This window comes from Bacteriovorax sp. PP10 (assembly GCF_035013165.1).
In the GTDB taxonomy this organism is placed as follows: domain Bacteria; phylum Bdellovibrionota; class Bacteriovoracia; order Bacteriovoracales; family Bacteriovoracaceae; genus Bacteriovorax; species Bacteriovorax antarcticus.
In genome coordinates, this window is the sequence record NZ_JAYGJQ010000002.1 from 1,119,683 (window position 1) to 1,134,600 (window position 14,918).

At 38.7% G+C, this 14,918-nt stretch carries 16 protein-coding genes; 5 read left to right on the forward strand and 11 right to left on the reverse strand.

Features of this window, described 5'->3' with window-relative positions; translation table 11 throughout:
- Positions 1-4 precede the first annotated feature (4 nt).
- Positions 5-433: a TlpA family protein disulfide reductase gene (locus SHI21_RS15545; RefSeq protein WP_323577726.1), complete on the forward strand. Its 429-nt coding sequence runs from the start codon at positions 5-7 to the stop codon at positions 431-433.
- Entirely contained in the window at positions 430-1,380 is a 951-nt protein-coding gene (locus tag SHI21_RS15550; RefSeq protein ID WP_323577728.1) for an FAD:protein FMN transferase, read from the forward strand. Before SHI21_RS15545 ends, SHI21_RS15550 begins: the two co-directional genes overlap by 4 nt.
- Here the strand turns inward: SHI21_RS15550 and SHI21_RS15555 are convergent.
- From SHI21_RS15555 to SHI21_RS15595, 9 genes are all read right to left on the reverse strand, one after another.
- Positions 1,377-2,096 (reverse strand): sulfite exporter TauE/SafE family protein, encoded by a 720-nt coding sequence (locus tag SHI21_RS15555; RefSeq protein WP_323577729.1) that lies wholly within the window; start codon positions 2,094-2,096, stop codon positions 1,377-1,379. The two genes, SHI21_RS15550 and SHI21_RS15555, sit on opposite strands and share 4 nt — an antisense overlap.
- On the reverse strand, positions 2,077-3,477 hold the full coding sequence (gene ccoG, locus SHI21_RS15560; RefSeq protein WP_323577730.1) for a cytochrome c oxidase accessory protein CcoG: 1,401 nt from the start codon (positions 3,475-3,477) through the stop codon (positions 2,077-2,079). Before ccoG ends, SHI21_RS15555 begins: the two co-directional genes overlap by 20 nt.
- Positions 3,470-4,057, reverse strand: a complete 588-nt coding sequence (locus SHI21_RS15565) for a cbb3-type cytochrome c oxidase N-terminal domain-containing protein (protein ID WP_323577731.1) — start codon at positions 4,055-4,057, stop codon at positions 3,470-3,472. Before SHI21_RS15565 ends, ccoG begins: the two co-directional genes overlap by 8 nt.
- Positions 4,041-4,220, reverse strand: coding sequence for a cbb3-type cytochrome oxidase subunit 3 (locus tag SHI21_RS15570; protein WP_323577733.1), 180 nt, complete (start codon positions 4,218-4,220; stop codon positions 4,041-4,043). Before SHI21_RS15570 ends, SHI21_RS15565 begins: the two co-directional genes overlap by 17 nt.
- Positions 4,217-6,379 (reverse strand): cytochrome-c oxidase, cbb3-type subunit I, encoded by a 2,163-nt coding sequence (gene ccoN, locus SHI21_RS15575; protein WP_323577735.1) that lies wholly within the window; start codon positions 6,377-6,379, stop codon positions 4,217-4,219. The genes SHI21_RS15570 and ccoN overlap by 4 nt, the downstream gene beginning before the upstream one ends.
- Entirely contained in the window at positions 6,376-6,549 is a 174-nt protein-coding gene (gene ccoS / locus SHI21_RS15580) for a cbb3-type cytochrome oxidase assembly protein CcoS (RefSeq protein ID WP_323577737.1), read from the reverse strand. The genes ccoN and ccoS overlap by 4 nt, the downstream gene beginning before the upstream one ends.
- Positions 6,540-8,891 (reverse strand): heavy metal translocating P-type ATPase, encoded by a 2,352-nt coding sequence (locus SHI21_RS15585; protein ID WP_323577738.1) that lies wholly within the window; start codon positions 8,889-8,891, stop codon positions 6,540-6,542. The genes ccoS and SHI21_RS15585 overlap by 10 nt, the downstream gene beginning before the upstream one ends.
- A complete protein-coding gene (locus SHI21_RS15590; RefSeq protein ID WP_323577739.1) occupies positions 8,888-9,256 on the reverse strand; it encodes a cyclic nucleotide-binding domain-containing protein in 369 nt (122 codons plus the stop codon). The genes SHI21_RS15585 and SHI21_RS15590 overlap by 4 nt, the downstream gene beginning before the upstream one ends.
- Positions 9,257-9,320: 64 nt before the next feature.
- Positions 9,321-10,031 carry a Crp/Fnr family transcriptional regulator gene (locus tag SHI21_RS15595; RefSeq protein WP_323577741.1) on the reverse strand — a complete coding sequence of 237 codons (711 nt, stop codon included), beginning with the start codon at positions 10,029-10,031 and terminating at the stop codon, positions 9,321-9,323.
- A gap of 154 nt (positions 10,032-10,185) precedes the next feature.
- On the opposite strand from SHI21_RS15595, the gene SHI21_RS15600 reads away from it, so the two are divergent.
- Positions 10,186-11,025: an NAD(P)H-hydrate dehydratase gene (locus SHI21_RS15600; protein WP_323577744.1), complete on the forward strand. Its 840-nt coding sequence runs from the start codon at positions 10,186-10,188 to the stop codon at positions 11,023-11,025.
- Here SHI21_RS15600 and SHI21_RS15605 read toward each other — a convergent pair.
- Together SHI21_RS15605 and SHI21_RS15610 are read right to left on the reverse strand one after the other, a co-directional pair.
- On the reverse strand, positions 10,999-12,780 hold the full coding sequence (locus SHI21_RS15605; RefSeq protein ID WP_323577745.1) for a hypothetical protein: 1,782 nt from the start codon (positions 12,778-12,780) through the stop codon (positions 10,999-11,001). The genes SHI21_RS15600 and SHI21_RS15605 overlap by 27 nt on opposite strands.
- Positions 12,781-12,782: 2 nt before the next feature.
- Complete coding sequence (locus SHI21_RS15610; protein WP_323577747.1) at positions 12,783-13,175, reverse strand: hypothetical protein; 393 nt, start codon at positions 13,173-13,175, stop codon at positions 12,783-12,785.
- Positions 13,176-13,268: 93 nt separating this feature from the next.
- Here SHI21_RS15610 and SHI21_RS15615 point away from each other — a divergent pair, with 93 nt between their 5' ends.
- Positions 13,269-14,192, forward strand: coding sequence for a hypothetical protein (locus tag SHI21_RS15615; RefSeq protein WP_323577749.1), 924 nt, complete (start codon positions 13,269-13,271; stop codon positions 14,190-14,192).
- A 104-nt stretch (positions 14,193-14,296) separates the two neighbouring features.
- A complete protein-coding gene (locus SHI21_RS15620) occupies positions 14,297-14,917 on the forward strand; it encodes a nucleotidyltransferase family protein (protein ID WP_323577750.1) in 621 nt (206 codons plus the stop codon).
- The last annotated feature ends 1 nt before the right edge of the window (position 14,918 follow it).

Sequence of the window (14,918 nt, forward strand, 5' to 3'; positions counted from 1 at the left end):
AGTTATGAAACAATTAGTTCTGTTGTTATTTTTTTTCTCATTAAATGCTTATGCAGAAAAATTACCTGACTTCAATTTGCCAGTTTATAATACTGATTCTAAATTTCATTTAAGCGAAAGTTTAAAAGATAAGAAGGTGCTTATTAATTTTTGGGCCACATGGTGTACATCATGTATTCATGAAATACCACTACTGGAAGCTTTGAAAGAAAAATATGGTAAGGATGTGGTTTTTGTCGCTGTGAATGCCGGTGAAAAATCTAATTTGATTGAAAGATTTTTAAAGAAATACAAATTTAGCTACATTTTGTTAAAAGATGAAGACCGCTCATTCTCAAAAAGTATTGGTGTGGATTCTTTGCCGGTAACTATTGTATTAGATAAAGATAGAAATATTATTTATCGCGATGTTGTTCCGCCAAAAGAAATATGAAAGATATCATTTGCAGTAGAAATTATCAGGTTATGGGGGGAGAGTTTCAGTTTCTGTGCTTCCCTCAGTCTTTTTTATCTAAAAAAGATGTATACAGGCTATTTGACGAAGCTTATGACGAAGTCAAAAGAATCGAAGTTAAGTTCACTGACTTTAGGCCAGGATTCTTTAATGATATTAATAAATATGCTGGAGTTCGACCTGTAGAGGTTGATGAAGAAACAATTTATTTAATTAAAGAGTCCATGACTGTTTCACAAAAATCTCATGGAACATTTGATATTAGTTTTGCCAGCATTGGACATCTTTGGCGGGCACAGAAAGAACAAAATAAAGTTCTTGAGCAAGAAACGATTAAAGAACATTTAAAGTTTATTGATTATAAACTGATTCAAATTGATGAAGTGAATAAAACAGTTTATCTGCCTTATCCACAAATGAAAATCGGGCTTGGAGGAATTGGCAAAGGTTATGCTGTCGATCAGGTTTATAAATATTTTATTAAAAAAGGTCTTTATAATTTTTATATCAATGGAGCAGGAGATATCAGAGTTCATAGTCGATTAGATGCTCCCAGGAAATGGCGTATTGGAATTAGAAATCCATTATCAGCAGATGCCAGTAAATCAGTAGGAATCATTCAGATGGGAGAGGGGGCGATCGCTTCTTCCGGTGGATATATTCATAATGTAAATGGAGATAAGTTTAATCATCATATCATTCATCCTAAGACCGGAATTTCCACTAAAGAAGTCATTGCCAGCACCGTGATTGCAAATGATGCCATTACCGCTGATACGACGGCCACAATCTTAATGAATATGGGGAAAGTTGAAGCTGTAAATTATTTGAATGAACACAATCTTAATGGGCTCGTGTTTTGTTCAGAGGGACGAAGTTATCTCTCAAATAGAGCTTTAAATAATTTTGGAATGTCTCTGAGTTAGTGGCACATATGCTCCGTAACAATCCCGCTTTCTTTTGCTTTGCTATGAAGGTCGTAATAGGCCATGACTCGGAAGCTAACAGTCAGTAAACCAATTAACACAAGAGTCGCACCATAGGTTTTTGGAAGTTTATTTCTTAACGGATTTAAAATCTTTCTTAAAATATGTGGGGCCGTCACCATTGATGGGACAGTACCAAGCCAAAAGAAAAACATAGAGATGAGTGCCATTAAGGGGTGTTGAACGGCCACTCCACCAAGAACAACTCCATAGAGCAGACCACAGGGCAGAAAAATAGAAATAAGGCCTGTAAAAAAAGATTTAGAAAAATTTACGTTTTTATAGACAAGTTTTTTCCATAAGTAAGAATACAATTTCCCCATGAATTTAGGCATTGGTAGTTCTGCTTTTTTTCCTCGCCAGTTTTGAATTCCCCAATATAAAAAAAGCAGGCCGATGACCAGGCCAGGGATGATGGCGATAGCAGGGGAAGTTTGTTCAAATTTAAACAGACTCCCTATGAAGCCTGCAAAGAGTCCTAGTCCTAAATAGCCAAGCAGTCGTCCTAGCTGATAGCGAATGATATCGTTATTTTTATCACATGTTGCTGTGACAAGTCCCCCGCACATTCCAACACAGTGAAGACTTCCCCCGAGCCCCGCTATAAAAGAAACCCAGGGAAAAAAGTTTTGAAAGTTAGTGAGTAGGTCCGACAAGTACGACCTCCTTTGTTGCAACTACTTCGCTTGTTGTTTGATCATAGACATCAACATTTATTTTCTTCGCACCGTCTACTAGGATCTCCGGAGAAAATCTAAAAAAGATAATCACGCGCTTTTCATGTTGGTCTACAGGAAGTGGAGAGACTGGTGTGACGATTTTGACTTTATCTACCAGTGTAGGATCAGTCATTTTAAAAATTAAATTATAGGTACGACTCCCTTGGTGATTAAGCTTGAGAGTAAAGCGATTTGTCACTTCATTCACGTTTTGAGTATAAGTTTCCTTTCCTCTCATGAAGATCAATTGCAGTTTAGAGCTGTTATTTAAGAAAGCGAAAATACTTCCAAGAAATAGGAGTGTGATGCAGATATAGATTATCGAGCGTACGGTTATAATTTTTCTCTCACCACCCTGAAGCTCAACTTCTGAACCATAACGAATCAGCCCGGTAGGTTTTTTTATTTTAATCATGATCTCATCACAAGCATCAATACAGTTTGTGCAAGCAATGCATTCCAGCTGAGTTCCTCTTCTAATATCAATCCCCGTAGGGCAGACCTTTACGCAATTATAGCAGTTGATACAATCACCTTCGTCTGATCTCTCGACTTCAGTTGTCCCTCTTCGTGGTTCGCCTCGTTTAACATCGTAAGCAATTACAAGTGAGTTCTCATCCATCATTACAGACTGCATTCTGCCATAAGGGCATGCAATAATACAAAACTGCTCTCTAAACCAGCCAAAGTCTAATAAGAAAATACCTGAGATGATCATTGTCGCAATAAACATCCCAACATGGTTAATCGGATTTTGCATGGTCATTTGAAATAATTCTCGAGGGCCCACAAAGTATCCGATAAAGGTATGAGCGATATGTAGAGAGATAACAGTGAAGACTAACCACTTCATTGATTTTTTAAATAATTTACTAAAGCTCATCGGAGCTTGCTCTAATTCGCGCCTTTGTCTGGGAGTCCCTTCAAAGAACGTTTCAACTTTCATAAAAAGCGCTTGAATGAAAACGGTCTGTGGACAACCCCATCCACACCAGACTCGTCCAAAAAGACTGGTCATGAAAGCAATAAAAAAAAGTGAGGAGATAGCAATCAGAAAAAACAAAATCGGGTCCACTCCAAAAAAAGTGAACCCGATAAAAGTAAATTCTCTATTAAAGATATCAACCAGCAGTGCTGGTTTTCCTTTGATGTAAATCCAGGGAAGAACGAGGTAGAGCACAATCAAAAACCAATAGACAATATGCCTTCTGTTTTTCCATGGGCCCTGAACATCCTCAGGGTGCAAATACACCCTGTGGCCTTGTTCATCTGTGGTAGCAAGTCGTTCGGCGTCCAGATCAAATCTATTCTTACTCAACTTTATTTCCTTGAGGTGCTTTACCTTGTGGTTGATGTGTTAAGTGCAGAGTCTGCACATAGGCCACAACCTGATAAATTTCATCTCTACTTAAAACTTCAGACCAGTTCGGCATTCCGTTCTCCACAACGCCATTAAAGACGACTGGATAAATTGTATCGGGAGTTCCTTTGGCCCATAGCCAGTACTCATCAGTTAAGTTTGGCCCGATATCTCCACGGCCTTTTTCCATATGGCAGGCCACACAGTTGTTGGTAAAAACTTCTTCACCTTTTTTTATTTCAGCAGGTGTTGAGTGTACGCTATAAATCTCATGGTTAAAGAGACCTTCTTTCTTTTTAAACTCAGCTTGAGAAGCAACAATGACTGCATAGTCTTTGTTGAATTCATCGCGCAAACTAGGGCCGCCTAAAAATTGATAATAAGCAAAATAGGCGACAGCATAAGCAATGCCGGCGTAAAACATGAAGGCCCACCACGAAGGAAGAGGATGGTTTAATTCCTGAATCCCATCGTAACTATGGTCGAGCAATAAATGTTTTTCATCTTCCTGCACATGAAGTTTAGTTTCTTCTTTCACTCTTCGCCTCCTCAAGCGGTAACATCGACGCTTGGTCGTAAACTTCTTTATTTTCTTTTTTATAAGTCCAATAAGTGTAAAGACTAAAACACGCAATAAAGATGATCAGTCCTGTTATTGGAAGCCACGGCAAATTAAACTGACTTAAAGCTTCTTGTTTCATTGTGCAACCTCCACTGGTGTCTCCACTGATTTTCCATAATCCACACCGATGCGTTGAAGGTAAGCAATCAATGGAATAATTTCTTTGTCGAGTACAGCTGTAGGAACTCCGGCGGCGACTAAGTCATCTCTGATGGCCTCAGCTTGAGCTTTTGCAGCAAGAACGCTCCCTTCAATTTCCTTTTTTGTATAAGGAACACCTAACGTTTGCATCACTTGCATCTTTTTCATTAAACTTTCATAGTCAGCTTTGTCTGTGAAAAGCCAAGTGTAGCGAGGCATGATTGAACCAGCTGTCACTTCACGCGGATCCCACATATGGCGGTAGTGCCACATATTTGGATATTTTTGACCTACGCGAGCTAAATCAGGACCTGTTCTTTTTGATCCCCATTGAAATGGGTGATCGTAAACGAACTCAGCTGCTTCAGAAGCTTTTCCATAACGAAGAACTTCGTGAGTCATCGGTCTTACGGTTTGAGAGTGGCAAAGGTAACATCCTTCGCGGATATAAATATCTCGTCCCATAAGCTCAAGTGGAGTGTATGGTTTTACAATATCCATTTTCACGATAAAGTTTTTTGAAAGAACAGCAGGGACAAGCTCGATCCCAGTACCAACTAAAATGGCAACTAGAGATAGAACCGCGAAAATCATCGGCCATCCTTCAAGTCTTCTGTGAGTCGATGCACCTTTTTCAATTGAAGAGTCATCAAGAGCGTAAGCTTCTAAGATTGGCTCTTTTTCAATGTGACCAGATTTGGCCGTTTTATAAAGGTTGTACACCATGATAATCATCGAGATTAAAACCAGTGTTCCCCCGATCGCTCTTACCCAATACATCGGAACAATTTTAATAACTGTTTCAATAAAGTTTGGATAAACAAGTTTTCCAGAGGCATCCATCGCTCGCCACATTAGTGATTGAGAGATTCCGGCCACCCACATTGATACAACATAAAGAACAAGTCCGATCGTTGCGGCCCAGAATTGAATGTTAGCAAGCTTTAGGGAATAAATTGTCGAGTTCCACAGTCTCGGAACCATGTAGTAAAGAATCCCGGCAATGATTAAATAGTTCCATCCGATAGTTCCGGCGTGAACGTGTCCTGGAATCCAGTCTGTAAAGTGAGCGATTGCACTGACAGATTTAATTGATAGGAGTGGACCTTCGAAAGTCGCCATCCCGTAAAATGTTAAAGCAAGTGCCATAAATTTTAAAACAGGATCTGTACGAACTTTATCCCAAACACCTCTTAGAGTTAGTAGACCATTAATCATACCTCCCCAGCTTGGCATCCATAGAGCAATCGAAAAAACCATTCCTAAAGTCTGAACCCATTCAGGCAATGTTGTATAAAGAAGATGGTGAGGTCCTGCCCAGATATAGATAAAAACTAAAGACCAAAAGTGAATGATCGAAAGTCTATATGAATAGATCGGACGATTGGCCGCTTTGGGAACGAAGTAATACATTAAACCTAAAAATGGTGTTGTTAAGAAAAAGGCAACGGCGTTGTGCCCATACCACCATTGCACAAGAGCATCCTGAACTCCGGCGTAAATCGAATAGGATTTAGTTAGTGAAACAGGGATTTCAAGCGAGTTGATAATGTGAAGTACTGCGACCGTTATAATTGTTGCAATGTAAAACCAGATTGCTACATATATGTGACGCTCTCTTCTTCTGATGATTGTTCCAAAAAAGTTTACAGCGAAAACAACCCAGATAACCGTAATTAAAATATCGATAGGCCATTCAAGTTCGGCGTATTCTTTTCCTGATGTCATTCCCATTGGGAGAGTAATTGCCGCAAGAACAATGACTGATTGCCATCCCCAGAAGTGAATTCTTGAAAGTAAGTCATTATACAAACGCGCTTTTAATAAACGTTGGTGGGAATAATAAATCCCGGCGAAAATGGCGTTTCCACAAAATGCAAAAATCGCTGCATTGGTGTGAAGTGGACGGAGACGCCCGAATGTTAACCAGGGAACTCCCATGTTCACGTGCCAGTCAGCTAACTGAAAAGCAATTGTAACTCCAAGGAGCATGGCAACCACTCCCCAAATTAGTGTAGCAATAACAAAAAGTCTGACGATTTGATCGTCATAGGAAAAACGCTCGAGTTTTCCTTGTTGTGTAACGGCGGAATTCATAATTCTCCTTCTTTAGTATGAGTAGCTTTTTTTTCATCTTCTAAAAGCATTCTGTGTCTTGGTGTTTCCAGGTCATCGTATTGTCCCTTTTTGGTCATCCAGATAAATCCACCTATAAAGAAGGTGGCCATGATGAGCGCAATCGGAATAAGAAACGGCATTATTTCCATAGCATCCTTAGTTTTTTAGTACCTATTAGTGTCGAGATTAAAACGGACAGCGAACTTAAAGGCATGATAATGGCCGCAGTTAAAGGGGAGATATACCCTGTGAAAGCGAGCACTACGGAAATACTATTGTAAAAAAGTGAGAGCACTAAATTGCGATAAATCACTTTCATTGTTTCTTTGGAAATTGTAATGAGCTCAGCGACTGGCAGTAATCCAGGAAGACTTAAATAAACATCTGCGGCCCGCAGAGAAATATCCATCGCCCCAAAGACTGCGATCCCCGTATCAGCATAGCTAAGAGCGATTGCATCGTTAGCGCCATCTCCAATCATGAGAGAGTGCTCACTTGCTTTAATAACCTGACTCTTCTTTTCAGGTGAAAGACTTGCTTGATATTCAGACGGAAGAAGACCTACTTCTTGAGCAATCGTGCTTACATACTCTTCTTTATCACCTGAGAGAATTTGAATGTTCACATTGTGATGACGAAGTTTCGCGATGGCCTCTTTAGCGTCCAGACGAACGGTGTCTTTTGCTTCAAAAGTGCAAATGATTTTATGATCTTCATAAATTGAATGATTTTTTATTTCGTAAAAATGATTTTCAATAATACCACTGACGCCAACACCTGGAACTTCTTTTAAGTCTGAAACCAGTAACGGTTTTAAAGGCAGAGGTTGAATATAATTTTTTAAGCTGACGGCCAGTGGGTGAGTCGAATGTCTTTCAAGGTTGAAGATGACGTCATGAGGCGCCACAATTGAATTTTGTAGAATATAAAAAGAAGATATTTTTAGCGTGTTTTGTGTGATTGTTCCTGTTTTATCAATAAAGATATTTTTCACTCGAGAAAGCTTCTCGATAACAGAGTCGTCTTTAATGATAATTCCTTTCTGGGCAGACTTAGAAAGTGTCCTGATAAATGTTAATGGAGTGGCAATCGCCAAAGCACATGGGCAAGTCACGATTAAAAGAGTGAGTGCCTGTTCAAGAGCATGTTTTGTATTTCCTTCTCTATAACTCCAGACAAAGAGAACTATTGAGAGAATAAAAACGATGGCCACAAAGTATTTTGAGATCAAATTCGTTACATCAATAATTTTTGACTTATGTCCCCATCCATTTTCAATACTTCTTAGGATTTGGCCTAAACGAGTTTCCTTATTGACCTTTTTAACTTTGATGATGATTTCAGTTCCCATATTCATCGTGCCTGAGAAGACCTCAGAGTTCAGTCCAACTTTTTGTAGCTCTGATTCTCCAGTCAAAAGGGAATTGTTGAGGTAGGTTTCACCTGAAACAACCACAGCATCTGCCGGAATGATTTGCATCGGAGAAATTTTCAAAAGGTCGTCGACTTTAATAAATTTAGGATGGATTTCTAAAAATTGTCCGGGATTATTCTCATCAACTCTTAAAACACTTTCTCCCTGATAGAAGAAATGTAAGTCAGTCGTACCTAATCCCATTTCCTGAATGGCCTTGAGAAAGTAGCGTGACATTAAAAGTAAAAAGACTAACGCACTTAATGAATCAAAATAGTTCTCGTTAATTCCATTAATTAAATTATAAACTCCCATCACACCACCCATGATAAGAGCAAGTGAAATAGGGACATCAATAGAAAGTGATTTATTTTTAAGAGCAATCCATGAATTGCGATAAAAAGGAAAAGCAGAGTAAGTTAAAACAGGCACAGCAAAAAGAACTGTTAGCCAGTTAAAAAATGTCGCATACTCAGGCCCTGCTCCGGCATATAAAGACACAGCGTAAAGCATGATATTACCAGCAGCTGCTCCAGCTATTCCAATTCTTAAAAGTCCTGATCTTTCTTCTTTGGTTTTAAGGTCCTGAGAATCCTGATTCATTTTTATTGGATGAGGGTGATAACCCAAATTCTCCAATTCATAAGCAACCAGTGAGAATTTTCCCTCAGATCTCAAAACGATACTGACTACTGAGCGGCCCATATTCAATTTACTTGATCTGACACCAACAACGAACTCAGGGAGTTTTTCAATAATCCATAAGCACGCAAGGCAATGAATACCTTCAAGGTAAAACTCCATTGTGCGTTCATTATTTAAACTTTGATAACTGTATTCTTTTAAGAAATCGTCATCATCAAGATAAGAGTAGTGTGCGGTCTTGATCTCAACGGGAGCGCGTTTTTTGAAAAATGAGACATTCTTTTTGATTTCATAATATTCAGCCAGGCCTTTAGCATGAATTACATTGTAAACAGTCAGGCATCCACGGCAACAAAAAGGGCCTTCGTCGCTTTTATCTTCATTGAAATAAGCTGTTACGACGCTCTGGTCGCAATGGATGCATGCACTCATGTGGCCTTCTCGATAAGGGCCTTGAAAAGTGCTACAAGTTCAACATCATGGCCTTTAAAGATTTCTAGGAGAGTGCTTCTGTCGAGGAAGCAGATTTCGGTGTTGGGAAAAGCTTCTGCACTTAACTGGATAGGTTTCTTATGAAGAAGTTCAGCGACACCAATCAGGTAGCCAGCATTAAGCATCTTTTTAAATTTCTTTTTGTAACTGACTTGAATAGAGCCATCTAAAACCAGATACCCGGAAATCGGAATCTGTCCTTCGTAAAAAAGATGAGATTGAGATTTGAACTTTTTTGAGGGGAAATAATCAGTGATTTTATCTATTAGATCACTGCTTAGTTCGATGTGCTTTACTGATTTCATAAGCACATCTTACAAAGAATTTTAAAACGAAAATATAATCTATATCAGCTTTGGAAAATAAATATTAATAATGAATGTTGGCCCAGTTTAGAAGTTCTTCTTCATCTTTGACGTAGAGAACTTTTCCTTCCTGTTCAATAATTCCGGCCTCTTTAAATTCAGTCATAAAACGAATGAGAGTTTCATTGGCAGTACCAATCATTGTGGCCATCTCTTCACGAGTCAGCTTTAGATCAATTCTCCAGCGATTATCCTCTTTCACTCCATGAGTGGCCTTAAGAGATAAGAGAAGTTCAGCGAGACGCTCGCGAACATTTTTTTGGTGTAGAGAGCTAAGTTTGGTTTCAGCATTCCCCATGTCGCGGGAAAGTTTGTTGATAATGTTCAATGCAACAGATGGATTTTTTTGAATTAGAGAAAGAATGTACTTTTTGTCGATGAAGCACACTTCAGTGTCTTCCATTGCCGTGGCCGTTTTTCCAAAGTCTTCATCTGTAAAAAGACTTCTGTGTCCTAAAATATCACCAGCATGAACAATGCGAACGATAGATTCTTTTCCATCGACACCAGTCTTTGTCAATTTAATATTTCCTGCACTAATACAGTAGAGACCAAATGGATGTGTCCCTTGCACGAAAAGTGTCTGACCTTTTTTATACTTATTGGTAATTTTGTGATGGCTTACGTCGATAATATCGGCGAAATCCAGATTACAAAAAATCCCTTCTTGTCTGGCCGGACAACCTTCACAACTGCTTGGAGAAACTTTTTTCATTTTATTTTTTTCCTCTTATTGATCATTTATTAATTTAACATTAAACAAGTAAAAAAACATGATCTAGCTCAGCTTTGTTAATTAAGTTTTTGCCATTCACTTTGGTCGGGCCGATAATATTGAGTAAGTAGCTCTAACATAAGGCATTCCCGAAATGATTATAAAAATAGATAGCAAAGATGCAAAAAACCTCATCCCAAAGCGCTCTAAGTTATCAAGTAAAATTGACGGTGGAAAGGTGCTAATTGTTGCAGGAGGCGCTGGACTTCATGGGGCGGGGATTCTTTCAGCGCTGGCGGCCACCAGATCTGGGGCAGGTTATACCCATTTGATGACTGATTTGGTTAAGTACCCGTGGGTGAAATTTCCAGATTTTATTCTTCATAAGTTTTCATTAACTGAATTAAAAAAGAATTCTAAAGATGTCATTGCGATGGGGCCAGGACTTGGAACGGCGGAAAGTAAAAAAAAGTTGTTACGTTTCTTAATAAAATCAAAGATCGAGAAAGTTGTTTTAGATGCTGATGCTTTGACGATGTTATCTACAATGAAAGTTAAACAACTTCCATCGACGTGGATTCTTACTCCTCACGAAGGAGAACTTGCAAGACTTCTGGGAGTCACTTCGACTTCAGTTAAGAAGAAGCGCGTAGAGCATCTTATAATGGCCCAGAAGAAGTTTGGATGTGTTGTTTTGCTAAAAGGTGCGGAGTCACTAATTAGCGATGGCAAGCGTATACAAAAAGTCTCAAATGGAACAGTGGCCTTAGCGAAAGCGGGGACAGGTGATGTTTTACTCGGAATGATCGCGGCCTTTTACGCTCAAGGATTAAATCAGGTTGAGGCCACTGTGCTTGGGACTTTTATTCATGGGCAGGCGTCGGCAGATTGGATGAAAAAAGGGAATGATCATTTAAGTCTCCGCCCAATGGATCTCATTGAGCAGATTCCTAAAACGATTTTTAAACTAAGGGGTAATGTAGTTAAGGTTTAAAGTATTTTTAAACATTCTGTCTTCATCCATCCAGATTTTTCCTTCTTCTATTTCAAACTCTTTATTTTCCAGCTTCCAGTTTGGTCCCCAAGAGTTTTGTGCAAGATACTGAATGCGATTATTTTTACAACGATAACCTATGGCCGTGACAGCATGAAATCCGTGAGGTCCTGCGTTTCCACAAGTATTAAGTTTAGTTTTTGCATCTTCTTTATGGAAATCATAATTTGGCTCTTTCCAGAATTTTGAACAAATATCTATTCCGACAGCGCGGTTCTCGGTCATGTTTGCCATGATTCTTGCGCGATTTTCTTTAATCATCCCGACGGCCTTAGGTGAAATGTTATTACCGCGGAAATCACTTGAATCTAGTACAAAACCTCTTCTTTCACATTTAAGAGTTAGAGGTAGGGCAATTCGCTTTTCAGGAGAGCAATCATTGGCAATCAGTGACATGATGGCATCATCATATTTAAGTCCTGCTTTATCTGTAATGAAGTCAACAAAGCCTGACATATTTTTAAATGACTTCGCAGGCATTGTACCGGCAAGCTCAGAAGCGCTGTTTAAGAGTTCAGAGTAATTGCAAAGCACCACATCTTTTTTCGCTTTCTCCAGGAAGTCTTTTTTATCTTTGAAATAACTTAAAACATTGCTGGCCTTACAGTCATCCATCTTATTTAAAGCAATACGGTCATAATCACTTTTAATATTATTCATATCTTTTGGAGAGATACTAGAGACAATCATTTTAGCAAATTTCTCTTTATCGGCCGGTGTACCTTTTAATCCATCGGATTTAGCAAGAGCACTGCTTAGGCCATTCATGAAGTCAGGAAGACCTGATTTAATTTGAAAGAGAGGAGAGATTGCTTTTTTCGTTGAAGCTCTTGATTTACTGTTTTGGATAAAAGCAACTTTACTATTTTTAGTAGTCCCACCCATCGCCAGCATTTCTCCCATTTGTCCAAAGTTCTGGCATGGACCTACAGTTGATAATGCTTTTCCTGAAATACATTGAGGGTTGTCGTTTAGAGCACGAGATAGAGCATTTTCAATCGCCGTCATGACAACTTCAGGATTATTCTCTGAGCATTTTTTTGAAAAATAAGCGTCTCCGGAATTTTTAACAAATCTATTAAGTGCAATTTTAAACTGATCAGCTTTTTCTCTTTGCCCCTGACGTCTTTCACCATCTTCCACATTACCAAATGTTTTTTGGTAAGCATTCATATAGCGGGATGCCTGAGCAAGAGATTTCTCCTGAACGTCGCCATCATCGAGAAAGTTATTATCACCCTTAAAAAAGCTATGCTCTAATGCAACATCTTCAGCTTTACAAAGGACTCCGCCATTAGTGGCCTTCTGTCTATCGAGTGCAGCATTGATTGTGTCACATGTATTTCCAGTATAAATTCCTGAGCCGACAGCAGTGACCTGGCCATTGGTACCTGTAAGGTTTCTAGTATAGGTTTTATCTCCCTTAGCTCTTCTGTCTTTTAGCGTTTTATCAGTGGCGTAGTAGAGCCCAAGATTAAGATAAGATAAATTGGGGTTACCTGGAATAATTGCTTGCAACATCAAGGCACCTTGATTGGCAAAACAACTACCAATACCATCCTGATCCTGAACGGCCGCTTTTGTTAGACTTCCACTTCCTTGATCAAGGCGAACAACTTTGCCCTCAGGAATGTCACCGCAATCAAGTGCAAATGCATTAAGTGAAATTAAAGAGAGTAATAATCCAATTTTCATATCTAGTCCTTAAGTAGAGATTGTAAATTAATGGCAGAAATCATTGATCCATCATTAAATTCACAAAAAGAATTTTCATTATTTTTTGAATTCGTAAAAATCCTAATTGTCATTTTTAGTCCAACAGCGCAGGCTACTGCACCAGGATTTTTTCCACCACTAAATTGAGAAGCAGGAACGGTAAGAGAATGTTTTTGGTTAAGGGCCTTAATCGCATCGCACTTGGATTGTTCCAAAGTGACTTCATCATTGAAGCAATTTTCTGAAACTAGTATCTGACTTGGAGAGTGCAGCGAAAATAGATAATGGTCGCTATTATGACTCCAGATTTGTTTCGTAAAATCCGACGCAAAAGCGCTGAAGCTAAAAATTGATAAAAATACTATTGCTTTCATTAAAAACCTCTGTCTTTATTATAGGAGAAAAGGGCATTTAGAGTTAGCGGGTCAAAACTCACTACTCGAGAACAGAAGAGCGAAAAAAGAGACATGGAAGAAAGTAAAAAAATAGAATTGGTCGGACATTACGGAGCAACGCTTTCACTGATTGAAGTAGGGTTAGGTTCACTTCTTCATGCTTTCAAAGTGCCTTTCTCAGGTATTTTACTTTCATTAAATCAAGGTTTTATTCTTTGTAGAGCAGCGATCCTCTCTCGAGAGATCCCACAAAATCTTTGGACAACGTATAGTATCTCCAATGTTGCGGCCGTTCTAAAATCACTTTCTCCAGCGGGAAAAAAACTAGGACCCATGTTGAGCCTTAGCATGCAAGGCCTGCTCTTCAATATTGGAATTCTTCTTTTCGGCACCAATCCTGTGGGCCTTTGTGTAGGAATGGCCCTGTTATCAGTTTGGACTTTCCTTCAACCACTGGTTACATATTATCTTTTCTTCGGAAAAGAACTCATCAATGCTGTTGAATATCTTTATGAAAAAACTCTTCCGTATCATGGATTAAAAGCAGAATCTCTGCTTTGGATTTTCCTAAGTCTGGTCGCTGCAAAGATGTTGCTTGCAATGATTCTCGCAATTATTGCTTGGCGTACACAAGGTGAAACGATTTATGGAAAAAATTACGAAGAAGGCTTAATAAAGTTAGCACGAGAAAAAGGTGCAAAAATTTCTGATGAAAGAAAGAGTGGAAATGCTGCCTGGATGGCCTTTAAAGATTTACTTCGTCCCTTGTTTCTTGTGTCGTTGCTAACAACTGGAGTTTTTCTTTATTTTTCACAGCATAATTACGCTCAAATTGCATGGTATCTTTTACGTCCCATCGCCATTGGTTTCATCTTTTTTTATATCTCACGCACTCTTACATTAGACCGATGGTTGATGAAGATTGAGAATGGAAAATTACGTTCTTTTAGCTTGGGCTGCCAAACTGCACTCGCAAAAATCCGCAGCATCATCTAAAAAAAATTCAGTTAAACTTGAGTTAGAAATGATAGTTTTTATTTACCTCCTCCTGTAGCTTTAATTAATTTGGAAAGTTAATGAAAGATTAATTCGGGGGCGAGATGTCTAAAGTCAAAATTGCTTGTCTTTTATTGTGTGCAGGGAAGAGCTCGAGAATGAGTCCTGATCACAAACTTCTTTTGAAAATTGATAATGAGCATTCTATTTTACAGAGAACTGCTATGGAAATTACCCGTAGTCAGTTTTATGAAATCATTGCTGTTACCGGTTTTGAAGAAGAGCTTGTGAAGGCCGAATTAAAAGGTCTTGCTCTGGAAATTTATCATAACAAGAATTATGAAAATGGCCTGCACTCATCAATTAAAGAAGGGCTTAAGCATTTGGGCCCGCAAGCAGATTATTTTACCATATGCCTTGCAGATCAACCCATGCTTAGTCATAAAGATTATAATTTGTTAATTGATACGGTGAACGCGAATCCCGATTTCACATTATTTAGACCTGTCTTTAATGGAAGGCCTGGAAATCCAGTTGTGATTTCAAAAAAGTATATTCCAGAAATTTTGGCCCACGAAGATGTAGACCAGGGTTGTTTTTACTTATTTGAAAAATACCCTGAAGCGACAATTGAAGTTCCTATGAAAAATCACTCGACCTTAATAGATATAGACACGCCTGAGCTTTTTGAAGAAGTCAGATTTCATTTAAAAGAGAGAGAATAAG